Source organism: Streptomyces sp. NPDC002324 (assembly GCF_053593335.1).
Map to the genome: position 1 here is coordinate 112124 of NZ_JBSFCF010000014.1, position 21864 is coordinate 133987.

15 protein-coding genes, 3 tRNA genes and 2 pseudogenes are annotated in these 21864 nt (G+C 70.2%); 11 read left to right on the forward strand and 9 right to left on the reverse strand.

Features of this window, described 5'->3' with window-relative positions; translation table 11 throughout:
- The first annotated feature begins 197 nt into the window (after window positions 1-197).
- Window positions 198-1493: a sigma-70 family RNA polymerase sigma factor gene (locus ACWCRJ_RS20185; protein ID WP_450940531.1), complete on the forward strand. Its 1296-nt coding sequence runs from the start codon at window positions 198-200 to the stop codon at window positions 1491-1493.
- 159 nt (window positions 1494-1652) lie between these two features.
- On the opposite strand, the gene ACWCRJ_RS20190 is transcribed toward ACWCRJ_RS20185, so the two are convergent.
- The 4 genes from ACWCRJ_RS20190 to ACWCRJ_RS20205 all read right to left on the reverse strand — a co-directional run bounded on the left by ACWCRJ_RS20190 (window position 1653) and on the right by ACWCRJ_RS20205 (window position 7287).
- Complete coding sequence (locus ACWCRJ_RS20190; protein WP_450940532.1) at window positions 1653-3587, reverse strand: ABC transporter ATP-binding protein; 1935 nt, start codon at window positions 3585-3587, stop codon at window positions 1653-1655.
- Window positions 3587-5320 carry an ABC transporter ATP-binding protein gene (locus tag ACWCRJ_RS20195; RefSeq protein WP_450940533.1) on the reverse strand — a complete coding sequence of 578 codons (1734 nt, stop codon included), beginning with the start codon at window positions 5318-5320 and terminating at the stop codon, window positions 3587-3589. The genes ACWCRJ_RS20190 and ACWCRJ_RS20195 overlap by 1 nt, the downstream gene beginning before the upstream one ends.
- A gap of 137 nt (window positions 5321-5457) precedes the next feature.
- Window positions 5458-6912, reverse strand: a complete 1455-nt coding sequence (locus tag ACWCRJ_RS20200; RefSeq protein WP_450940534.1) for an FGGY family carbohydrate kinase — start codon at window positions 6910-6912, stop codon at window positions 5458-5460.
- A 69-nt stretch (window positions 6913-6981) separates the two neighbouring features.
- A complete protein-coding gene (locus tag ACWCRJ_RS20205) occupies window positions 6982-7287 on the reverse strand; it encodes a hypothetical protein (RefSeq protein ID WP_037726468.1) in 306 nt (101 codons plus the stop codon).
- A 174-nt stretch (window positions 7288-7461) separates the two neighbouring features.
- Between ACWCRJ_RS20205 and ACWCRJ_RS20210 the strand changes: the two genes are divergently transcribed.
- The 3 genes from ACWCRJ_RS20210 to ACWCRJ_RS20220 all read left to right on the forward strand — a co-directional run bounded on the left by ACWCRJ_RS20210 (window position 7462) and on the right by ACWCRJ_RS20220 (window position 7865).
- Window positions 7462-7534 (forward strand) — tRNA-Asn (locus ACWCRJ_RS20210).
- Between the two features lie 6 nt (window positions 7535-7540).
- A tRNA-Asn gene (locus tag ACWCRJ_RS20215) sits at window positions 7541-7613 on the forward strand.
- Between the two features lie 175 nt (window positions 7614-7788).
- A tRNA-Ile gene (locus tag ACWCRJ_RS20220) sits at window positions 7789-7865 on the forward strand.
- Window positions 7866-7988: 123 nt separating this feature from the next.
- Here the strand turns inward: ACWCRJ_RS20220 and ACWCRJ_RS20225 are convergent.
- The 3 genes from ACWCRJ_RS20225 to ACWCRJ_RS20235 all read right to left on the reverse strand — a co-directional run bounded on the left by ACWCRJ_RS20225 (window position 7989) and on the right by ACWCRJ_RS20235 (window position 9971).
- Window positions 7989-8750: a tyrosine-type recombinase/integrase gene (locus ACWCRJ_RS20225; RefSeq protein ID WP_450940535.1), complete on the reverse strand. Its 762-nt coding sequence runs from the start codon at window positions 8748-8750 to the stop codon at window positions 7989-7991.
- A gap of 246 nt (window positions 8751-8996) precedes the next feature.
- Complete coding sequence (locus ACWCRJ_RS20230; protein ID WP_450940536.1) at window positions 8997-9128, reverse strand: hypothetical protein; 132 nt, start codon at window positions 9126-9128, stop codon at window positions 8997-8999.
- A 93-nt stretch (window positions 9129-9221) separates the two neighbouring features.
- Entirely contained in the window at window positions 9222-9971 is a 750-nt protein-coding gene (locus ACWCRJ_RS20235; protein WP_450940537.1) for an MBL fold metallo-hydrolase, read from the reverse strand.
- A 286-nt stretch (window positions 9972-10257) separates the two neighbouring features.
- On the opposite strand from ACWCRJ_RS20235, the gene ACWCRJ_RS20240 reads away from it, so the two are divergent.
- The gene (locus ACWCRJ_RS20240; RefSeq protein ID WP_450940538.1) at window positions 10258-13080 is read left to right on the forward strand and encodes an AAA family ATPase; all 2823 of its coding nucleotides are present in this window, start codon (window positions 10258-10260) and stop codon (window positions 13078-13080) included.
- A 150-nt stretch (window positions 13081-13230) separates the two neighbouring features.
- Here the strand turns inward: ACWCRJ_RS20240 and ACWCRJ_RS20245 are convergent, their stop codons facing one another.
- Window positions 13231-14061, reverse strand: coding sequence for an alpha/beta fold hydrolase (locus tag ACWCRJ_RS20245; protein WP_450940539.1), 831 nt, complete (start codon window positions 14059-14061; stop codon window positions 13231-13233).
- Window positions 14062-14168: 107 nt separating this feature from the next.
- Between ACWCRJ_RS20245 and ACWCRJ_RS20250 the strand changes: the two genes are divergently transcribed.
- The 6 genes and pseudogenes from ACWCRJ_RS20250 to ACWCRJ_RS20275 all read left to right on the forward strand — a co-directional run.
- Complete coding sequence (locus tag ACWCRJ_RS20250) at window positions 14169-16889, forward strand: AAA family ATPase (protein WP_450940540.1); 2721 nt, start codon at window positions 14169-14171, stop codon at window positions 16887-16889.
- Between the two features lie 250 nt (window positions 16890-17139).
- Complete coding sequence (locus tag ACWCRJ_RS20255) at window positions 17140-17961, forward strand: alpha/beta fold hydrolase (RefSeq protein WP_450940541.1); 822 nt, start codon at window positions 17140-17142, stop codon at window positions 17959-17961.
- 14 nt (window positions 17962-17975) lie between these two features.
- On the forward strand, window positions 17976-18794 hold the full coding sequence (locus ACWCRJ_RS20260) for an alpha/beta fold hydrolase (RefSeq protein ID WP_450940542.1): 819 nt from the start codon (window positions 17976-17978) through the stop codon (window positions 18792-18794).
- A 17-nt stretch (window positions 18795-18811) separates the two neighbouring features.
- A complete protein-coding gene (locus ACWCRJ_RS20265) occupies window positions 18812-19609 on the forward strand; it encodes an alpha/beta hydrolase (RefSeq protein ID WP_450940543.1) in 798 nt (265 codons plus the stop codon).
- 302 nt (window positions 19610-19911) lie between these two features.
- Window positions 19912-20430, forward strand: coding sequence for an MBL fold metallo-hydrolase (locus tag ACWCRJ_RS20270; protein WP_450940544.1), 519 nt, complete (start codon window positions 19912-19914; stop codon window positions 20428-20430).
- Between the two features lie 91 nt (window positions 20431-20521).
- A pseudogene (locus tag ACWCRJ_RS20275) lies at window positions 20522-20702 on the forward strand (DNA starvation/stationary phase protection protein); the annotation flags it as partial.
- 930 nt (window positions 20703-21632) lie between these two features.
- Here ACWCRJ_RS20275 and ACWCRJ_RS20280 read toward each other — a convergent pair.
- Window positions 21633-21755 (reverse strand): annotated as a pseudogene (locus ACWCRJ_RS20280) (IS3 family transposase); the annotation flags it as partial.
- Window positions 21756-21864 lie beyond the last annotated feature (109 nt).

Consider the following 21864-nt stretch of genomic DNA (forward strand, 5'->3'; position numbering starts at 1 on the left):
CCCCCCGCCGTGCACGTCCCCGGAGCACATGCCAATCCGCGCCGGAGCCACCCCGTTCCCTGAGGCCCGCGAGCGGTGTACGGCCCTCCCAGCAGCGCACTCGTACGGCTCGGTAACCGTGCGGTCACGGGCCGGACGCAAAAAGTCACCGCACGCCCCTCGTGGCGGCTGTGTGTCGTACTCCACACTGGGGTCCGGTGCCTGAGTCCTCGGAGCGCGGCCGACCCGTCCCCCATGGGTCCGAGACCCCCGCGGTTCCGCTCGATGAGTACGGGATGGACGGCGGAGAGGCCGCCCGCGCCATCCCAGACGTACCGCTGCCGCACGCCCGGGCAGCGACATTCCTGGAGGTCGCCCCCGTGCAGACCCAGACCCTCGTACAGAACGACACCGGTACGGCCATCGGCGGCGACGTCGCGGAGCCGGACACGCCGACCGATGTCATCGGCGCGGTGCCCGCCCAGAGCCGTGCCACGCACCACCCCGAGGCGGCCCCGGACGACCCGCCCGAACTCGACGGGCCGGCCGAACCCCCCGAGTCCGAACCCGTGGAACTGCCGCGCGTCCGCACGGACACCAGTGGCCCGTCCTCCGACCTGTTCCGGCAGTACCTGCGCGAGATCGGCCGCATCCCCCTCCTGACGGCCGTGGAGGAGGTCGAGCTGGCCCGCCGCGTCGAGGCCGGCCTCTTCGCCGAGGAGCGGCTCGGCAACGCCTCCGACCTCGACACCCGGCTCGCCCTCGACCTCGACAAGCTGGTCGTCATGGGCCGCATGGCCAAGCGCCGCCTCATCGAGGCGAACCTGCGGCTCGTGGTATCGGTGGCGAAGCGTTACGTCGGCCGCGGCCTGACCATGCTCGACCTGGTCCAGGAGGGGAACCTGGGCCTCATCCGGGCCGTCGAGAAGTTCGACTACGCCCGCGGCTACAAGTTCTCGACGTACGCGACCTGGTGGATCCGTCAGGCCATGTCCCGCGCCCTCGCCGACCAGGCCCGCACGATCCGTGTCCCCGTCCACGTGGTCGAGCTGATCAACCGGGTCGTCCGCGTCCAGCGCCGCATGCTCCAGGAGCGCGGTTACGAGCCCACGCCGGACGAGGTGGCCGCCCATCTCGACCTCGCCCCCGAACGCGTCAGCGAGGTGCTCCGCCTCGCCCAGGAACCGGTCTCCCTGCACGCCCCCGTGGGCGAGGAGGACGACGTGGCCCTCGGCGACCTCATCGAGGACGGCGACGCGGCGAGCCCCGTGGAGTCGGCGGCGTTCCTCCTCCTGCGCGAGCACCTGGAGGCGGTCCTCTCCACCCTCGGCGAACGCGAACGCAAGGTCGTCCAACTCCGCTACGGCCTCGCCGACGGCCGCCCCCGCACGCTGGAGGAGATAGGCCGCATCTTCGGCGTCACCCGCGAACGCATCCGCCAGATAGAGTCCAAAACCCTCAACAAACTCCGCGACCACGCCTTCGCGGACCAGCTGCGGGGCTACCTGGACTGAGGGGGTTCGTAGGCGGGTGCGGGTGCGTGGGCCTGTGGCGGGCCTGGAAAGCAGTGGGCGCAGCCCCTGTTTTTCCAGGGGCGCGGGGAACTGCGCGACCAGCCCCCACGCACCCGCACCCGACACCGCACCCCTCAGCCCACCCCCTCAGCCCACCCCTCAGTCCACCTCAGCCACAGCCTCGACGAACTGCGCCTTGTACAACCGCGCATACGCCCCGTCCGCCGCCAACAACTCCTCGTGCGCCCCCTGCTCCACGATGGACCCGTTCTCCATCACCAAAATCGTGTCCGCATCCCGAATCGTCGACAGCCGGTGCGCGATCACGAACGACGTACGCCCGTGCGCCAACTTGGCCATGGCCTTCTGGATCAACACCTCCGTACGCGTGTCCACCGAAGACGTCGCCTCGTCCAGCACCAGGATCACCGGATCCGACAGGAACGCCCGGGCGATCGTGATGAGCTGCTTCTCACCCGCGCTCACCCCGCTCCCCTCGTCGTCGATCACGGTGTCGTACCCCTCGGGCAGCGTCCGCACGAACCGATCCGCGTGCGCGGCCCGAGCCGCCTCCTCGATCTCCCCGCGCGTCACCTTCCGCGAGGCGGACGCCCCGTACGCGATGTTCTCCGCGATGGTCCCCCCGAACAGCCAGGTGTCCTGGAGCACCATCCCTATGCCGTCCCGCAGTTCGTCCCGCGACATGGACGCGACATCGACCCCGTCCAGGGTGATACGCCCGCCCGTGACCTCGTAGAACCGCATCAACAGGTTCACCAGGGTCGTCTTCCCGGCCCCGGTCGGCCCCACGATCGCCACGGTGTGCCCGGGCTCGACCACCAGCGACAGGTCCTCGATCAGCGGCTTGTCGGCCTCGTACCGGAAGGAGACGTTCTCCAGCGCGACCCGCCCCCGCAGCTCCTCCGGCCGCACGCCGGGCACCGCGTCGGCCTCCTGCTCCTCCGCGTCGAGCAGCTCGAAGATCCGCTCGGCGGAGGCGACCCCGGACTGCACCAGGTTCGCCATCGAGGCGACCTGCGTCAGCGGCATCGAGAACTGCCGCGAGTACTGGATGAAGGCCTGCACGTCACCGATGGACAGCGCCCCGGACGCGACCCGCAGTCCGCCCACCACCGCGACCAGCACGTAGTTGATGTTCGACACGAAGAACATCAGCGGCTGCATGATCCCGCTGTTGAACTGGGCCTTGAACCCGGCCTCGTACAGCCGCTCGTTCTCCTCGGCGAACTGTTTCGCCGACTCCTCCTGCCGCCCGAACACCTTCACGAGCGTGTGCCCGGTGTACATCTCCTCGATGTGCGCGTTGAGCTTCCCGGTGACCCGCCACTGCGCCACGAAATGGGGCTGCGACCGCTTGCCGACGCGGGTGGCGACCACGAACGACACCGGCACGGTCACCAGCGCGACCAGCGCCAGCAACGGCGACACCCAGAACATCATCACCAGCACACCGATGATGGTGAGCAGCGAGTTGACCAGCTGCCCCATGGACTGCTGGAGCGTCTGGCCGATGTTGTCGATGTCGTTGGTCGCCCGGCTCAGCACCTCACCGCGCTGCCGCCGGTCGAAGTACGACAGCGGTAGCCGCGACAGCTTCGCCTGCAGCTCCTCGCGCATGTGGTAGACGGTCCGGTTGATGGCCCGGTTGGAGAGCCGGGTCGCCGCCGCCATCAGCAGCCCCGCGACCAGGAAGATGCCGAGGGCAACCAGCAGCACCGTGCCGACGGCGTCGAAATCGATGCCCTTGCCCGGGGTGAAGTCCGTGCCCGACAGCATGTCGGCGACCGCGCCGTCCCCGCGCTCGCGCATGGAGGCCAGGACCTCGGCCTTCGTGGCACCCGCCGGCATCTCCCGCCCGACGACCCCCGCGAACACCAGGTCGGTCGCCCTGCCGAGGATGTACGGCCCCAGCACCGAGAGACCGACGCTGAGCACCGCGCACACGATCATCGCGTACATCGTGTACCGCTCGGGCCTGAACTGCGCGAGCAGCCGTTTCCCGGACCCCTTGAAGTCCATGGAGTGCTGATCGGGGGCCCCGGCCCCCGCCATCCGTGCCAACGGCCCGGCCATCAGGCTGCCTCCGCTTCCGTGAGCTGGGAGAGGACGATCTCCCGGTAGGTCTCGTTCTCCGCCATCAGCTCGTGGTGGCGTCCGGTGCCGACGACCCGGCCCTCGTCGAGGACGACGATCCGGTCGGCGTCCCGGATGGTCGCCACCCGTTGGGCCACGATCACCACGGTCGCGTCGGCGGTCTCCCGCCCCAGCGCCGCGCGCAGGGCGGCGTCGGTCGCGTAGTCCAGCGCCGAGAAGGAGTCGTCGAACAGATAGATCTCCGGCCGCTGCACCAGCGTCCGTGCGATCGCGAGCCGCTGCCGCTGCCCGCCGGACACGTTCGTCCCGCCCTGTGCGATGGGCGAGTCCAGCCCGTTCTCCAGCCGCTCCACGAACTCCCTGGCCTGCGCCACCTCCAGCGCGTGCCACAACTCCTCGTCGGTGGCGTCGGGATTGCCGTACCGCAGGTTCGTCGCCACGGTCCCCGAGAAGAGGTACGGCTTCTGCGGCACCAGCCCCACGGTCCTGGCCAGCAGCTGCGGATCGAGCGTCCGTACGTCGACGCCGTCCACCAGCACCTCGCCCTCGGTGACGTCGAACAGCCGGGGGACGAGCCCCAGCAGCGTGGACTTCCCGCTGCCCGTGGACCCGATGACGGCGGTCGTCTCACCGGGCCGCGCGACGACCTCGATCGACCGGAGGACCGGCTCCTCGGCGCCCGGATAACGGAAGCCCGCGCCCCGCACCTCCAGGAACCCGTGCCGCCGCAGCTCCCGGACGGGCGCGACCGGCGGCACCACACTGCTGTCGGTGTCGAGCACCTCCTGGATGCGCTCGGCGCACACCTCCGCGCGCGGCATCATCATGAACATGAAGGTGGCCATCATCACCGCCATCACGATCTGCATCAGATAGGCGAGAAACGCGGTGAGCGCGCCGATCTCCATCCCGCCGCTGTCGATGCGATGGGCACCGAACCAGACCACCGCGACCGACGACAGGTTGATGACGGTCATCACGATCGGGAACATCAGGGCGAGCATCCGCCCGGTGCCCAGGGACACCTCCGTCAGCTCGGCGTTCGCCTTGCGGAACCGATCCTTCTCGTAGTCGTCCCGTACGAAGGCGCGGATCACCCGGTTGCCGGTGATCTGCTCCCGCAGCACCCGGTTCACCGTGTCCAGCCGCTCCTGCATGGCCCGGAACAGGGGGCGCAGCCGGCGCACGATCAGACTGACGGAGACGCCGAGCACCGGTACGACGGCGAGGAGCACCCCCGACAGGGGCACGTCCAGCCCGAGCGCCAGCACGATGCCGCCGACGCACATGATCGGCGCCGACACCACCAGCGTGAACGTCATGAGCACCAGCATCTGCACCTGCTGCACATCGTTCGTCGTCCGTGTGATCAGCGACGGCGCTCCGAAGTGACCGACCTCACGCGCCGAGAACGACTGCACCCGGTCGAACACGGCCGCCCGGATGTCCCGGCCGACCGCCGAGGCCGTGCGGGCGCCGTAGTACACGGCCCCGATGTTGCAGACGACCTGCACCAGCGAGATGCCGATCATCAGCGCGCCGAAGGACAGGATGTAGCCCGTGTCCCCCTCCACGACGCCCTTGTCGATGATGTCCGCGTTCAGTGTGGGCAGGTAGAGCGTGGCGCACGTCTGCACGAACTGCAGCAGCACCAGCAGGGTGATCGGTGTCCGGTACGGACGAAGATGGCTTCTCAGCAATCGTATGAGCACGCGAGATCTCTCGGAGTCGAGGACGGGGTTCGGGACGCACCACCCCCCATCGTCGAACACTCCCCCCGCGTTACCTCAACCGAATTAACCCGACGGTGGGGCTCCGATGACCGAACCTTGCAGCCGGGACCCGGTCCTCAGGCCCGGAACGCCCCGGGATGAGTCTGCTCACGCACCGCCACGTACTGCTGCCGTACCGCCTGCCCCACCGCCAGCTCGTCCCCGGGGTCCAGCACCTGCGCCGCCGCCCCCGGCCACATCGGTGGTGTGCGCGGATCGAGCGCCCCCTGCGAGACCCCGAGCGCCCACGCGGCCTGCCGCGCGGCACCCACCGCCGCGTAGTCCGCCGGCTGCGGCACCACCACCTGCACCCCGAACAGCGCCGGCGCCGCCGCCTGCACCGCCGGCAGCTCCGCCGCCGCGCCCAGCAGGAAGATCCGCCGCACGTCGACACCCCGGCCGCGCAGCACGTCCAGCGCGTCCGCGAGACCGCACAGCATGCCCTCGAACGCGGCCCGCGCGAAGTGCTCCGGCTTCATCGACTCCCGCCGCAGCCCGGCCAGCGTCCCCGCCGTGTGCGGCAGGTTCGGTGTCCGCTCGCCCTCCAGATACGGCAGCATCACCAGCCCGTGCGACCCCGGCGTCGACTTCATCGCCAGGTCGGACAGCGCCTCCAGATCGGGCACGCCCAGCAGTTCGACGGCCCCGCGCAACGTCCGTACGGCGTTCAGCGTGGTGACGACCGGCAGATGCATCCCCGTGGCGTCGGCCAGCGAGGTGATCATCCCGGAGGAGTCGACGAGCGCCGTCGTGTGCACGGCCATGACCGACCCGGAGGCCCCCAGCGACACGACCGCGTCCCCGAGCCCGATACCGAGCCCGAACGCGGCGGCCATGGTCTCCCCGGTGCCGGCGGAGATGAGGAGCCCCTCCGGCGTCGTCCCGGCGGCGTCCGAGGGGCCGAGCACCTCCGGCAGCATGACCTGGTGCCCGAGCGCCATCTCGACGAGATCCGTGCGGTACTGCCCGGTCGCCGCGTTCCAGTACCCGGTCCCGGACGCCCCGCCCCGGTCCGTGGTCCTTCTGACCGGCCGCCCCAGCAACTGCCAGACCAGCCAGTCGTGCGCCTGCAGCAGCACGGCCGTCCGCATCGCCGCATCCGGTTCCGTACGGCTCATCCAGCGCAGCTTCGTCACCGGCTGAGCGGCTCCCGGTACGCAGCCGACGGCTTCCGCCCACGCCCCGCGCCCTCCGAGCGCGTCGACGAGGTCGGCCGCCGCGACCTGGGTCCGCTTGTCGCCGCCGACCATCGCCGGACGCACGCTGTTGCCCTGTGCGTCCAGCGCGATCAGCCCGTTCTGCTGGGACGAGACCCCGATCGCCTGCACACCCTCCAGCAGCCCACCGGTAGCCGCCTCGCCCAGGGACAGCAGCCAGGCCTGGGGGTCGACGTCCGCGGGACGCCCCCCGCCCTCCGCCGGCTCCAGCGGGTGCGGGGCATACCCCTGCCTGAGCACGGCCCCTGTGTCCGAGTCACAGACGACAATGCGCGTAAAATCGGGCGAACTGTCCAGCCCGGCGACTATCCCCATGGCAGAAATTCTGCCGCACCGGAAGGGGTGGGGGCGCCGCGCGTCGGTCCGGCCGACCCGATGTGGTCCCTAGGTATTGCTCGTGCCCCAGTCGTCCGCGGCGGAGCCGTTCGCGTTGCGTTCACGCAGTGAGCGGACCCGCTCGGCGACCAGGTCGGGCACACGGTCCCCGACCTTCTCGCTGACCACGTGGTACGCCTTGCCCGCGTAGACGCGCCCCTGCTGGGCGGCCGACTCGGCGGTGTTGCGCACAGCGGGGTTCTGCGCGACCTGTCGCGCGGACTTCTTCAACTGCTCGTAGCGTTCGCGTCCGGCCTTCGTCCCGAGTACGTAGCCCAGGGCCAGTCCGGCAAAGAACGTGAGCCGATAGCGCATGGCGGCCACCCTTCCCTTACGTCTGCGTCGGTCCCTTGCGTGCCCTGCGCGCGCGACGGGCGCGGGGGATACCGATTGGCGGAGCACCCCCCTGCTTGCGCTAATGTATGTGTCGCAGCGAGCGCACGCCCCCTGGCGAATACCCAGGGAGGTACGTTCGATGCACCGAGGCAATCCTCCGTAGCTCAATTGGCAGAGCAGCCGGCTGTTAACCGGCAGGTTACTGGTTCGAGTCCAGTCGGGGGAGCTTCGATCTTCCGTAGCTCAATTGGCAGAGCAGCCGGCTGTTAACCGGCAGGTTACTGGTTCGAGTCCAGTCGGGAGAGCAGTGAGGAAGGACCCCGTCGGGGTCCTTTTTCATGTCCCGGGGAACCGCGTGCGCGCCGCCGAAGTCCTCAAGGTCAAGAAGCGCATGCGAAGGCCGACCATCCGAAGCAGGAGATCGTATGAGCGGCTATGCTGCGGCAGACGGCGCGCACACATGTACGCGACACGCCGTACGGGGCGGTAGCTCAGCCGGTTAGAGCAGCGGACTCATAATCCGTCGGCCGTGGGTTCGAGTCCCACCCGCCCCACCACTCGCTACGCGAGAAGAACCGTTCTGACCAGCACTTTCGCTGGTCGGGGCGAGGGTGTGAGGGTCCTGGCGACCCTGTCGTGATCATGGTTTCATGATCGGCAGGGCAAATTCGGGACGCAGGTCACGCGGCGCGAAGACGAGCCCTGTTCTTCCTGCTGTTGCCGCCGAGAGGCGAGGGGCGGGCGGAGTCCCAGCCGGCGATGCTCGGAGTCTCCGCCCGGGCGATCGTGAAGCGGAGGAGGACGAACTCCTGGCGCTGATCCCCCTGGTACTGGTCGTTGAAGTTTTCGATCCGGACCAGCTCCAGGCCGTTCGTGGTGCAGTGATCACGCATCCACTTCACGGCGGCGTTGGCGGCGTCGTCCGGGCCCCGGCCGCCGAGCGTGATCAGGCCGAGAAGATCCGAGTCAGGTCGAGTCCTGGCCCCTACGGACCAGTCGTCGCCCGACTTCCGGGCTCCGTGGGCGAAGAAGACGGCGAGGTCGCCCTGCCAGACCGGCTCGGGAACCTCCAAGGGCGTGTGCACCTTGAAGGGGACCTCGCGCGGGACCACGGCGATGACCGACTCGGCCTCGGCCCGCATCATCTCGGGCAGGACGCCGGTGTAAGTGTCGGAGGTGATCTGGCGCGAGGAGTGCCCCAGCTTCTCCTGGACCACTTTGATGTCGTTTCCGGCGAGCAGGGAGAGCGTGGCCGCCAGGTGGCGTAGGTCGTGGAGGCGGACCGGCGGCAGGCCGGACAGCTCTACAAGCCGGGTGAAGCGTCTGGAGATCCAGTCCGGGTGCAGCGCCTCACCGTTCTCGTGCGTCCACACGCGACCGGTCTCGACGTAAGCGTCGCCCCACTCCTGGCGCTTCTGCTCCTGTTTCGCGCGGAAGCTCACCAGGTTGTCGGCGGACTCCAGGCTCAGCGCGAGCGGAGGTGAACCGTCGCCGAATCAGGCAAGTTCACCACGGGAGGACTGCTCTCGGCGCGAGCGGAGGTGAACCGGAGAGCCGCTCGTCCACCTTCTGACCTCGGGCGGGGGCCATCCGGGACATGTGTCCTGGCAGGGCAGGTCCTCGGTCGCTCGCTGCCCTCCAACCGGATCGAGTCCCTGTGTGTCCACTCGCTCGAAAAGCACCCGGAATCAGCCCCGGGGCAAGGGGCTGGACACCGAGGTCCGGGCCAGGGCCATCAGCTGGTCGTAGAGCCGCACGACCATGCCCCGGCCGGTGGCGTCCGCTGTCGGACTGGAACGGCACAGCTCCGAGCGGTACACCGCCCGGAGACTGCCGTCCGCTTACCCCTTGGGTCATGCCCGGTCGGTCCTGAGGGGGGGGAGAGGCAGACCAGTGCCCGTACCCCCGAACGATCAGGGCTGACCGAGGAGCGTGGCGACCCCGGGCGTCAGCCAGCGCAGGCGGTCGGGGATCCCTGCCTGGGTGAAGGCCTCGACGATGCCCTCGCGCCCTTGGGTGAAGTGGTCCCAGGCGTCGTAGTGGATGGGTACGACCGTTGTGGCTCCCAGCGACTTTGCCAGCGCCGCCCCCTGAGCGCCGTCCATGGTGATGAAGTCGTCGCCGAACCACTCGACGACAGCGGCGCCGAAGTGGAGCAGGGCGGTACCGACCGGGAAGCGTCGGCCGATCTCGTCGAGTTCGTCGTAGTAGACGGTGTCGCCGGATATGTACAGGGCTTCGTCCTGGCCGGGCGTCTGGATGACGAAGCCGATCACGTCGCCGGCGTGTCGTCCGGGAGTGGCGGTGATGCGCACGCTCCCACCGTCGGAGTCGAGTTCGTATGCCGTCCAAGGTGCGAGACCGACGGCCTTGCCGCCCAGCCGTTCCGCGCCGCTGACGGTGGTGAGCACGGTCCGGCCGGCGAGCAGCGCCCGACCTGCCTCGTCCAGGTTGTCGGGGTGTTCGTCGTGGCTGAGCAGTACCGCGTCGATGGCGGGCAGGTCGCCGGGCGCGACGGCGGCACCGGTCAGGCTTCGCAGGGTGACCGGTCCCTTCGGGTACTCCGCCGGGGCCGGGTCGAACGCGGGATCGGTCAGCAGTCGTAATCCGCCGACTTCGAGCAGTACGGTCGCGGTGCCGATGTAGGTCGCGGTGGTCTTCATGGTTCTCCCCTTCTGGCAGCCCGTCCCGGCGGTGCCGGTCGGGCAGCACGGACATGTCCCCGCCCGAGGTGTGGCGTCAGCGGCCTCCGGGCGGGGCGGCGCCGAGCGCCTTCGAGGCGGCCCGCCCCTGGTGACAGCGTTCAGGATCGGGCGGGTGTCGGTCATCGGTCAGATGACTCCACGGGCCGCTGAGTGCTCCGCGCGCGGGCGTCAAAGGGTCGATAGGTTGTGCGAAGGGGTGTGCCGTGGCGTTGGCCGATCGGCAGTCGCATGACGAGGGGGAGACGTGGGGCGTGAGTTCGAGGTGGGCCGGGCGGGGCGGGGGATCGTCGGGCGGGACGGCGAACTGGCCCGGATCGGAGAGTTATTGGTCGGCGGGACGGGCGCCGGCCGCCCGCTGATCGCGGTCGGGGAGCCGGGAGCGGGCAAGAGCACGTTGCTGGACGCCGCGGCCGAGGAGGCTGGGCGGTGCGGCCTGCGCGTGCTCAGGGTCCGGGGCGACGAGGGCGAGGCGGAGCTGGCCTTCGCGGGACTTCACCAGTTGCTGCGACCGGTGCTGGACGGTGCCCGGGAGCTGCCGGACCGTCAGCGTGCGGCGTTGCTGGGCGCTTTCGGGCTCGCGACAGCCGGTCCGGACTCCTCCGAGGAGCGTCCCGAGCCGCTGCTGATCCATCTGGCCACGCTGACCTTGCTGTCCGACGCGGCGTACCGGCAGCCGCTGTTCGTCGTGGTCGACGACGCCCAGTGGCTCGACGGCGGCTCGCTGGACACGCTCGCCTTCGTTTCGCGGCGGCTGGCCGAGGAGCCCGTGGCCGTCCTGGTAGGTGCCCGCAAGGGGTCCGTGCCTGCCCAGTTCGGTGCGGAATTCGGCCGGTTGACGATACCGCCGTTGCCCGAGGAGGCCGCCGACCGGTTGCTGGACCTCCAGCCGGAACCGCCTGCCGGGCATGTGCGGGCGCAGATCCTGGAGCAGGCGGGGGGCAATCCGCTGGCCCTGGTCGAGCTGGCCCGAGCGACGGCCGGCGTACCCGGAAGGCCGGGAGGACCGGGCGTACGCCATGCGTTGCCGGACTGGTCCCTCGGCGTGCTGCCGCTGACAGCCCGATTGGAGCAGATCTTCGCCGTACGCCTGTCGGAGCTGCCGGAGGCCACCCGGCGTACCCTGCTGCTCGTTGCCGCCGCGGGCGACCCTGATCTGCCCGCCGCCCTCGTCGCCGCATCCGCCACCGTGCCGGACGGCGGTCTGGATGTGTGGCTGCCGGCCGAGGCGGCCGGACTGATCCGGTTGGACAGCGGCTACATCAGCTTCCGTCACCCGCTGGTGCGCTCCGCCGTGTACCAGGCAGCGCCCTTCGCAGCCCGCAGAGAGGCCCATCTGGCCTTGGCCGAGGCGCTTGCCGGCAGCCCCGACCGCCGGGCCTGGCACCTGGCGGCCGCCACCCTCGTGCCGGACGAGGAGATCGCCACGGCACTGGTGGCCACCGCCGACCGGGCCCGGCGGCGTGGGGGGTACCACGCTGCGGCGGCAGCCCTCGAACGGGCCGCCCAGCTCAGCCCGGCCCCCGAGGTGCAGGCCCGGCGGCTCGTCGACGCCGCGACCATGGCCATGTTCGCGGGCCGGCCACGGTGGGTCGAGGAGATCACCGCCAGGGCCGCAGCGGCCACCGACGACGCGGGCCTGCTCGTCGAGGCCTCACTGCGGGCGGGGTGGGCACTGGCCGTCACCACTCGGCACGCGGCCTCCCTGGGCTACCTGCTGCCGATCGCCGAATCCACCGTGAGAACCGACCCCGACCGGGCCATCGACGCCCTCAGCACCGCAACGAACGTCATCTACAACTCGGGTGATGACATGTACCGCCAGGCGGCGTTGCGGATAGCCGCATCGATAGGGACAGAGGCCGGCACCGAGGGTGACCGGCTCTGGGCGTGGGTCGGGTCCGATCCGTTCGGCAGCCGCGACGAACGTCTCCGTCTTCTCCGGCAGGCCGCCGCCGTACCGGATCGTCCACTGACCGAACTGGTCGTCCTCGGGGCGGCCGCCTGGGCGCTGGACGAGACCGACACCGCTGTCCGGTTGTGGGGCGAGGCCCTGGACCATCTGCGTCGTTCCACGACGGCCGGTACCAACGCCACGGTGGCGCAGGCGATGGCTCTGGCTCAGTACGAGACCGGTGCGTGGGAAGCCGCGAGGTCGATGGCCGAGGACGCCCGTCGGGTCGCGGTCGAGAACGGGTTGGAGTTACCCGCCGCCGCGTCCGGCTGCGTCCGCGCCACGCTGTTCGCGATGCGGGGGGACACCGACCGGGCGCGCGGCACACTCGCGCAGGTGCTGGCCGGCATCGACCTGTCCAGGAGCGGCGGTCTGGACGCCCGGGCGCGGATCATCCTGGGCGCTGCTGCGGTGGTCGACGGCAACTATGCGGCGGCGTATGAGGAGTTGCGCGGTCTGTTCACCGCAGGCGCCGACCCGCTTCCCCTGCACTACCACATCTCCTACTACGGCATCGCCGACCTGGCGGCGGCAGCTGTACGCGCGCACCGGCAGGACGACGCACGCCCGGTGGTGGACGCGGTGGTGCGTCAGTTGTCCGGCCGGATGTCGGTACGGCTCACAGCGTTGCTGCACCGGGCGCGGGCGTTGCTGTCGGCGCCCTCGGACGCCGAGCGGCACTTCCTGGCCGCACTGGCCGACCCGGCAGGTGACCAGTGGCCCTTCGAACGCGCGCAGACCCGGCTCGACCACGCCGAGTGGCTGCGGCGGCAGCGCAGGACGGGGGAGGCCCGGTCGGTGCTGCCCCAGGCGCTGGCGGTGTTCGAACGGCTCGGTGCCCGGCCCTGGATCACCCGAACCGCGTCCGAGCTGCGTGCCTGCGGGGTGAGCGCGCCGCATGCCGAACGGGCGATGAGCGGCAGTGGGGAGCTGACCGCGCAGCAGCTCCAGATCGCCCGGCTCGCTGCCGCGGGACTCACCAACCGGGAGATCGGCGAACGTCTCCTGCTGTCGCCCCGCACCATCGGATTCCATCTGTACCAGGCCTTTCCGAAGCTGGGAGTCAGCACCCGTTCCCAGCTTCGGGAGGCCCTCGACGGCATCGGCGACGGATAGCCCCGGCCGGGCCGGTCACGGACACGGCCAGATGCCCAGTCAAATGACCTAAGTACCGGCGTACGGACCGTTGGACGATTACGGAGGCCGAACCAGGGGGGTACGGGCATGCGTGCCGATCGCCGAGGTCCACCGGGGAGACGTCAGTCCTTATCCCGCCAGGAACGCGAGGACGGCCTCGTTCCACTGTTGGGGGTGGGTCAGTGGTGCGCCGTGCGGCGCGTGCGGGATGGTCACGGTCCGGCTGTCCGGTATGGCCCGGGCCACGGGCCGGCCAGTGGTCTCGTACGGCATGAAGGCGTCGTCTTCTCCGTGGACGACCAGTGCGGGTACGTCCACGCGGGCCAGGTCCTCGGGCCGGTTGGCGGTCGGCCAGGCGCTGATCGAGTCGGCGGCGCCTTTGGGCGAGGCGGACACGGCGGTGTGCAGATGGTAGAGCCGGGTCGGTTCGTCCAGGGCGCTGTCACCGTTGACGGAGAAGAACCTGGTGAGCAGGTCGTCCAGCATGGGGACGCGGTGTCGGCGGGCGGCGGCGAGCAGGTCGGCGGTCATCTCGCCGGCGGATGCCGTGGCGGTCCCGGCGCGTGTGGAACCACCGATGAGGATGGGGCTGGCCAGCACCAGTTTGGAGATGCGGTGGGTGCTGTGGCCGGCGACGTAGCGGGTGGCGTCGCCGCTGCCGGAGGAGAAACCGACCAGCGACCAGGCGGTGAGATCCAGGTGTTCCACGAGGGTGTGGAGGTCGGCGGCGAGGGTGTCGTAGTCGTAGCCGGTCCAGGTGCGGGTGGAGCGGCCGGATCCGCGCCGGTCGTAGGTGATGACCCGGTGGCCGGCTTCGACGAAGGCACCCACCTGGGGCTCCCAGGAGTCCTGGGTGAGTGGCCAGCCGTGGACGAGGACGACGGGGTCGCCGGTGCCGAAGTCCTCGTAGTAGAGGCTGACTTCGGCGCTGTTCTCCGTTCCCACCATGATGCGCGGCATGGCCACTCCTTTGCTGGTGGGCCCCAGTGTCGTCCGGCGCCCGTGCCGGGCCATCGGTCAAATGACTGCAGTTGCTGACCTCTTCACAGAGCAGGGGAATGTGCGACGTGGACATCATCGGACGGGCTCATGAACTGGGCGCGCTTGAAGACGTGGTGAACCGGGTTCCGGGCGCCTTGCCGAATCTGGTGCTGCACGGGGATCCGGGAGTGGGCAAGACGGTGTTGCTGCGGGCGTGTGTGGGTCATGCGCGGCAGCGGGGCCTGCGGGTGCTGGGCGGGGCGGGATACGAGAGCGAGGCGCAGTTGGCCTTCGCCGGCCTGCATCAGCTGTTCGCGCCGGTGATGGAGTACCTGGAGCGGATCGATCCGTTTCACCGGGACGTGTTGCGGCGGGTCCTGGGCATGCAGGCCGGGCCCCCGCCGGACCGGTTGGCGATCTCGGTGGCCACGGTGGCGGCACTGGCCGCGGTGGCCGAGGACGGGCCGGTGCTGATCGCGGTGGAGGACGCGCACTGGGTGGATGTGGCCACCCGGGAGGTGATGATGTTCTTGCTGCTGAGGCTGGAGCCGTACGACATCCGGGCGGTGTTCGCCCGGCGGTCGTTGACCGCGACCGAGCGGGTGACTCCGGGGATCCAGATGCTGGAGGTGCAGCCGCTCGCGGAGGAAGCGGCGGGGGAACTCCTGGGCCTGCTCCACCCCGGGCTGCCCGAGGCCGTACGCCGGCGGGTGCTGCAGGAGGCGGCGGGCAATCCGCTGGCGCTGGCGGAGTTACCCCAGGCGTTCGGCACCGATGCCGCCACCGGCCTGGAGAGGCTGCCCGACGGGGCGCCCGTACGTACCCGGCTGGAGTCGGGTTACGCGGGCCGTGTGCTGTCGCTGCCGAACGCCTTGCGTACCGCGTTGCTACTGACAGCCTTGGACGGGGACCGGCTGGAGCACCGCGCGGACCCGGTGCGTCCGACGGCTCTGCCGGCCCACGACATCATCGCGGTGGAGCGGGTCGGGCTGATCACGCGGGACTCCACGCCCTCAGGTGTGCGGTTCCGTCATCCGCTGGTGCGGTCGGCCATCGTCAACACCGCCTCACCCGATGAACTACGGGCCGCACACACCGCTCTGGCCGAGCAGTACCGGGCGGACCCCGAACGCCGGATGTGGCATCTGGCCGCCGCCGCGGTGGAGCCGAGCGAGGAGGTGGCCGCCGAGATCGACCAGGCCGCGCGCGCGGTCAGTGTGCGTGGCGGCACCGGTCTGGCCGTCAGCGCCCTGCGGCGGGCCGCCGCCCTCAGCCCGGACCCCGGCGACGCGGGCCGGCGGCTGCACCGAGCCGCTGAGCTGGCCGGTGAAGCCGGTCAGCTGCGGCTGTCCCAGAAGCTTCTGGACCAGGCGCGAGAGCACGTGGACGACCCGGCCCGCCTGGGGCACGGCATGACCACCAAGGCACGGATCCTGCTGCTGCGCGACGGGGATCTGGCGGCCGTCCGGCGGCTGCTGGCCCGGGCCGTCACCTCCGACGACCGCACCGTGCTGGCCCGGGTGGTGGCCGCCTCGTACACGCAGGATCCGGCCGAGTGGCAGGAGCTGGGGGAGGTGGTCACCGGGCGCGGGGATCAGCTGGGTCGCCATGTGCTTCTGCTGCACGACGTGCTGTGTGATGTCCCGCGCACCGGTCATGGTGCCGCGCCCCGTCTGCGGGCGGCCTTCGACGGCCTGTCGGGGAGCGCGCCGCCTGGGTTGGTCGCGGAGTTGTGCCGGTCCGCGGCGTGGCTGGACCTGCTGCATGACTACCGTACGCATGTCCGGGACCTGATCACGCAGGAGAACGGGCAGGGAGCGGTGACCTATGCCGCCAGCGGCTACTGGTTCGCCGCCCACGACCACTACCTGTCCGGGGAATGGGAGGCCGCCGAGAAGGCCGCCACCGTGGGCCTGGACCTGTGCATCCGCCACGACCTGGAGTTGCTCGCGCATGATCTGCGGTGCAACCTGGGCTGGCTGGCCGCCGCACGCGGTGACAGTGACAGCACCCGCGCCTACAGCCAGACCATCGAGCAGTGGGCCGCGCCCCGGGGCAGCACCCTGCATCTGACACTGTCGGCCCGCAACCTGGCACTGGCCGCACTGTCGGAGTGCGACTACGACACCGCCTACGCCCAGTGCCTCAGGGTCAGCCCGGCCGGCACCCTGGCCCCGCATCGCGCCTACGCGCCGTGGATGGTCTTCGATCTGGTCGAAGCCGCGGTGCACACCGGACGCACCCAGGAGGCGGCCGCTCATCTCGCCGCCGCAGACCGGGCCGCCCTGGCTGATCTGACCCCGCGGCTGCGGCTGCAGATCTTCGCCGCCCGCGCCATGACCGCCCCCGACGAGGACGCGGTACCCCTGTTCAAGGCGGCCCTCGCGCTGCCCCACATCGAGCGGTGGCCCTTCGACCACGCCCGGGTACGGCTGGCTCTGGGCGAACTCCACCGCCGCCGACACCGTCCTGGGGACGCCCGCCCCGAACTACGCCGCGCCGCCGACATCTTCGCCCGCGTCGGCGCCACCGCCTGGCGCCGCCGCGCCGAGCAAGAACTGCGCGCCACCGGCGTGGCCGCCGTGCGCGAGGCCGCCTCGCACATGGCGGCGGACCCCGCCACCGTCGCTCTCACGGCCCAGCAACGGGAGGTCGCGCAGCTGGCGGCGTCGGGGCTCAGCAACAAGGAGATCGGCGAGCGGCTGTATCTCTCCCCGCGTACCGTCAGCGCCCACCTCTACCGGATCTTCCCCAAGCTGGGCATCACCTCGCGCTCCGCCCTGCGCGACGCACTGGCGCACCTCTAAGGGCAAGGCCCCGCGGCAGGCGGGTCCACCGCGGTACCTCGGATGCCCGGACACGGTCCACGTACGGCAGGCCCGCCACAGGCATGCAGTCATCTGACCGATTGCTGATGCCGCTGTGCGACCTAGCGTCAAGTCGTCCCGATGCGACGGTGCGCCAAGGCCGGGCAGGCCGACGCAGCGGGAGCGTACTCATCCAGGCACACGCCCACCGGAACTTCTTGCTGGTCGCGAGGCGACGAAAGGACGAGTCTTGAGCACCATCACCACCACCGACGGCACCGAGATCTTCTACAAGGACTGGGGCTCGGGGCAGCCGGTCGTGTTCAGCCACGGCTGGCCGCTGAACGCAGACGCCTGGGACGAGCAGCTGCACCTGGTCGCCTCCAACGGCTACCGGGCCGTCGCCCATGACCGGCGCGGGCACGGCCGCTCCAGCCAGCCGTGGAACGGCAACGACATGGACACCTACGCCGACGACCTCGCCGCGCTGCTCGACGCCCTCGACCTGCGCGACGTCGTCCTGGTCGGGCACTCCACCGGTGGCGGCGAGGTCGCCCGCTACATCGGACGGCACGGGACGTCACGGGTGGCGAAGGCGGTTCTGCTGGGCGCGGTACCGCCGCTGATGCTGAAGACCGACGCCAGCCCGCAGGGCCTGCCGATCGAAGTGTTCGACGAGATCCGGGCGGGTGTCTCGGGCGGCCGCTCGCAGTTCTACGCCGATCTCAGCGTGCCGTTCTACGGGTTCGACCGGGAAGGCGCGCAGGTGTCGCAGGGCGTGTCGGACGCGTTCTGGCTGCAGTCCATGCAGGTCGGTATGAAGGGCGCGCTCGACTGCATCCGGGCGTTCTCCGAGACCGACTTCACCGAGGACCTCAAGCGGTTCGACATCCCCACACTCATCGCGCACGGCGACGACGATCAGATCGTCCCCCTCGTCGCCTCGGGCCTTGAGTCGGTGAAGCTCGTGAAGGACGCCACCCTCAAGATCTACCCCGGCCGGCCGCACGGCCTGTACGGGGAGTTCAGGGACGAGTTCAACGCCGACCTGCTCGCCTTCCTCGCCTCCTGAAAGGACGTACGGTCATGCGCACCCCTTCCCTGAGGCGGCTGCCGGCCGCCGTCGCCGTCGCCGTCCTCATCGCCACGGGGGCCGTCTCCGCCCAGGCGCAGACGAAGGAGACCGGCGCTCCGAAGCCGACCGTCGTGCTCGTGCACGGTGCGTTCGCCGACGCCTCCGGCTTCAACGGCGTCATCTCCCGGCTGCAGAAGGCGGGCTTCCCCGTCATCGCCCCGGCCAACCCGCTGCGGGACACCGCCGACGACGCCGCTTACATCTCCAGCGTCCTCGACACCCTGCCCGGGCCGGTCATCCTCGCGGCCCACTCCTACGGCGGCATCGTCACCAGCAACGCCGCCCGCGGGCACGCCAACGTCAAGGCGCTGGTGTACCTGGGCGCGTTCGCCCCCGACAAGGGGGAAAGCGCGCTGCAGCTGGCGCAGCAGTTCCCCGGCAGCGAACTGGGCTCCGCCCTCGTCCAGCGCCCCTACCCGCCGCTGCCCGACGGTCGCCCCACGATCGACGGTTACATCGACCCCGCCAAGTTCCGCGCGGTGTTCGCCGCCGACCTGCCCGCGTCGCAGACCCGGCTGATGGCCGCCGCCCAGCGGCCCGGCAGCGTCAACGGCCTCGCGGGCCCCAGCGGCGCCCCGGCGTGGAAGTCCATCCCGTCCTGGTACCTCATCCCGACCGGGGACAAGGTCATCCCGCCGGCCGCCCAGCGGTTCATGGCCAAGCGCGCCGGCAGCAAGGTCACCGAAGTCAAGTCGTCCCATGTTGTCATGATTTCGCACCCCGACGCCGCCACGGCCGTCATCCTCAAGGCCTACGCCGCCACCCGCTGAGGGAGAAAACCGTCACCATGAGCGAGAAACCCGACACCATCGTCCTGGTCCATGGCTTCTGGGTCACTCCCCGCAGCTGGGAGAACTGGGTCACCTACTACGAGGCCAAGGGCTTCCGGGTCCTCACCCCCGCCTACCCGGGCTTCGAGACCGAGGTCGAGGCGCTCAACGCCGACCCGAGCCCGATCGAACACCTGAAGGTCCCGGAGATCGTCTCCTCGATCGAGAAACTCATCGACGGCCTCGACCGGCAGCCGATCATCATGGGCCACTCCGCGGGAGGGGTGTTCACCCAGATCCTGCTCGACCACGGCTACGGCACAGCCGGCGTGGCGATCAACTCCGCACCCACCGAAGGCGTCGCGGTTATCCCGCTGTCCCAGCTGAAGGCCACCTTCCCGGTCCTGAAGAACCCCGCCAACCGCCACAAAGCCATCGGCTTCACCTACGACCAGTGGCGCTACGCCTTCACCAACACCTTCCCCGAGGACCAGGCCCGCGCCACCTACGAGCGCTATCACATCCCCGCATCCGGCCACGTGTTCTGGGGCAGTGCCCTGGCCAACATCCACCCCGGGCACGCCGACAGCTGGGTCGACTACCACAACGACGACCGCGCCCCGCTCCTGTTCATCGCAGGCGAGAACGACAACCTCATGCCGCCGAAGATCCAGCGTTCCAATGCCAGGCACTACAAGTCCAACGCCCTCACCGAAGTGATCGAATTCCCCGGGCGCTCCCACCTCATGCCCGCCCAGCACGGCTGGGAGGAAGTGGCCGACGCCGCCCTCACCTGGGCACTCGACCACAGCTGACCGGCCGACGGCAGACAGGGGCACCTCGAATGACGGAAGTCAGGTTCACCCACATCGGCGGTCCTACCGGTCCTCATCGAGTTCGACGGCTGGAGCCTGCTGACGGACCCGACTTTCGACGCCCCCGGCCGGACCTACGCGTTCGGCTGGGGGACCTCCTCCCGCAAGGTGGCCGGACCGGCCCTCGCCGCCGAGGACCTGCCACCGATCGACGCGGTGCTCCTCACCCACGACCACCACGGCGACAGCCTCGACGACGCCGGACGCGCGTTACTCCGTCGGCCGGCGTCGTCGTCACCACGGTGCCCGGCGCGAAGCGCCTGGGCGGCAACGCCCGCGGGCTCGAGCCATGGGCCGTCACCCGGCTCGAGGCCGCGGGCGGGCCGCCGATCGAGATCACCGCCACACCGGCCCGCCACGGCCCACCGCTGAGCCGCCCGCTCGTCGGCGAAGCGACCGGCTTCGCACTGCGCTGGGACGGCCAGCGGCACGGAGCCCTGTGGATCTCAGGTGACACCGTGCTCCACCGCGGTGTACGAGGAGTCGCGGAGCGTTTGCGGGTCGGCACCATGCTCCTGCATATGGGGGGCGTGCGCTTCCCGGTCACCGGGCCCGTGCGCTACAGCATGACGGCACAGGACGCTGTCGAGGTGTGCCGCCTCGTCCGCCCGCACACGGCCATGCCGGTGCACTACGAGGGATGGAGGCACTTTCGGCAAGGGCGCGACGTCGTCGAACGGGAGTTCGCCAAGGCGCCGCAGGACATCCATGGGCGCGTGCAGTGGCTGGCCATCGGAGCCGGAGCCCACGTCACTGCGTGAACACCGTCATCCCGCCCGGTCCACGGCCGGAGGCAGCCGAGTCCGTATCCCCGCGGCCCCACACCCCACGGCGAGAGGAGTATGCCCAGCCATGACCTTCGTCAGGAGCCCGCTCTCCGACAGTGACCGCCAGATCACCGGCGCCCTGGCCGACCTGTTCGACCTGCCCCTGGTCGCCGAACAGGCACATTGGAACCTCTACGGCCCGCGCTTCCGCTCTGTCCACCTCCAAGTCGACGGAAGTGGTCACCACCGCCCGCGCGTTCGCCGACGAGGGGCGGAGTCTCCCCCTGTGGAAGGGGAATCCGCTGCGCGCGGGTTCGAGGCTCTTTCATGGGCCGGTGCAACCGGCTCTGCGTCGGCCGAGCCTGTCCATCCGGGACGCGTGCAGGACGAGTTCGGGACGCAAGGATGGGAACAGGCCGACAAGGACAGAGGAACGCCGACGTGGCTAACCCCCTCTGACCAGCCATAACGTCATGGATGAGCGTTGATCGGCAAGGACCGCCAAGATCCTCAAAGGACTCATAATCCGTCGGCCGTGGGTTCGAGTCCCACCCGCCCCACCTGTGCAGGCTTCTGAACTGCGGAAACGATCATTTTGTCCTGTCGGGTCGTCGACTTCGGCTGAACGGACCGAATCCGCTGCGCGCGAGTTCGGCCTCGTTGCCGGTGTCGGTAGTGTGGATGCCTCTGACCAGCATGGATGTTCCAGTTCGCGGCGGTTGAATGCGGTACATGGCTCCTGTGGCTGGTTGGGCACTGGACGCTGGCTGGACGCGAGGAAACCGGAAGTGGTAGCTCCGGTGCCGAGTCATCCACTCTGGCCAGGGGTGTAGCGGAGTCGGCGCGGTGTGGTGGCAACTGGGCTCGCCCGGATCGTGCCGTTGCCGACGTGGCCGGTCGGAGTGGGGGAGAAACGGCCCGTACTGAAAACGGCCCCAGATCGCACCACGGAGTCGCCCCCCGTGCCTCACGGTTTCGGCGGGGCATGTAAGCCGAGGGTTGCCGGCGTACCCCGTTCGGTTGCTCGGACTACGGACTGCCGGGAGCTGACCTTGTTCCGATGCCCGTTCACCGCCCGCGGGAGGCGTGCTCCGGCGACTTTGCTTGGCGAGGGAGTGTGTCTCAGGTGGCGATGGACAGGGGGTCTGATGCAGGTTCGGGTGACAGGTGTGGTCACGCGGCTTGGGGGGCCGGGTGGTCATGACGGTCTCGAATGCGACGGGGGTGAGCCGGCCGAGTTCGGCTTGTCTGCGGCGGCGGTGGTAGGTCCGTTCGATTCAGGTCACGATCGCGATCCGCAGTTCCTCGCGGGTGGTCCAGCAAGACGGCGCAGCCGTGTCCAGGTCGAGGGGTTCCCCGGCGAGTTCTTCACGGAGCCGGTCCCGTCGTACAGGCGCGCCGCGGTGACACGACGACGGTGCCTGGGCG

Coding starts and splice junctions, on each gene's coding strand:
- ACWCRJ_RS20190 (WP_450940532.1), bottom strand. CDS start 3,587: ATGGCCGGGCCGTTGGCACGGATGGCGGGGGCCGGGGCCCCCGATCAG.
- ACWCRJ_RS20200 (WP_450940534.1), bottom strand. CDS start 6,912: ATGGGGATAGTCGCCGGGCTGGACAGTTCGCCCGATTTTACGCGCATT.
- ACWCRJ_RS20205 (WP_037726468.1), bottom strand. CDS start 7,287: ATGCGCTATCGGCTCACGTTCTTTGCCGGACTGGCCCTGGGCTACGTA.
- ACWCRJ_RS20235 (WP_450940537.1), bottom strand. CDS start 9,971: ATGAAGACCACCGCGACCTACATCGGCACCGCGACCGTACTGCTCGAA.
- ACWCRJ_RS20245 (WP_450940539.1), bottom strand. CDS start 14,061: ATGCCGCGCATCATGGTGGGAACGGAGAACAGCGCCGAAGTCAGCCTC.
- ACWCRJ_RS20260 (WP_450940542.1), top strand. CDS start 17,976: ATGCGCACCCCTTCCCTGAGGCGGCTGCCGGCCGCCGTCGCCGTCGCC.
- ACWCRJ_RS20265 (WP_450940543.1), top strand. CDS start 18,812: ATGAGCGAGAAACCCGACACCATCGTCCTGGTCCATGGCTTCTGGGTC.